Genomic DNA, 636 nt, shown 5'->3' on the forward strand with positions numbered 1-636 from the left:
GGCGGTTCGTCGAACAGGGCAGGCTCGGGGAGATCCGGCACGTGCGGGCGCAGTACCTGCAGGACTGGATCGTCGACCCGGAGTTCCCCCTGGTCTGGCGTCTGCAGAAGGACAAGGCCGGGTCCGGCGCTCTCGGCGACATCGGCGCCCACATCATCGACACCGCCGAGTTCATCACCGGTGAGCGGCTCGTCGGGGTGTCGGCGCTGACCGAGACCTTCGTCAAGGAGCGTCCCCTGGCCGCCAGCTCGGCCGGGCTCTCGGCCGGTGGCGGCGCCGGAAGGGGGACCGTCACCGTCGACGACGCCGCGCTGTTCCTCGGCCGGCTCAGCGGCGGCGGCCTGGCGTCCTTCGAGGCCACCCGGTTCGCCACCGGGCACAAGAACGCGCTGCGGATCGAGGTCAACGGATCGCTGGGCAGCCTGTCCTTCGACTTCGAGTCGATGAACGAGCTGTGGTTCCACGACCACACCATCGGCAGTGCCGAGCACGGGTTCCGGCGGGTGCAGGTCACCGAGGCGGACCACCCGTACGCCGGGGCGTGGTGGCCGCCGGGTCACGGCCTCGGCTACGAGCACACCTTCACCCATGAGGTGAAGGACTTCATCGAGGCGGTGGCCGCCGGCACCGACCCCG

Annotated in this window: 1 protein-coding gene; it reads left to right on the top strand. The window is 70.8% G+C overall.

Features of this window, described 5'->3' with window-relative positions:
• A partial coding sequence (locus HHX30_RS40365; protein WP_169989218.1) for a Gfo/Idh/MocA family protein occupies positions 1-636 on the top strand: 636 nt, incomplete at both ends.

This window comes from Microbispora sp. H10836 (genome assembly GCF_012999525.1).
Taxonomy (GTDB): Bacteria; Actinomycetota; Actinomycetes; order Streptosporangiales; family Streptosporangiaceae; genus Microbispora.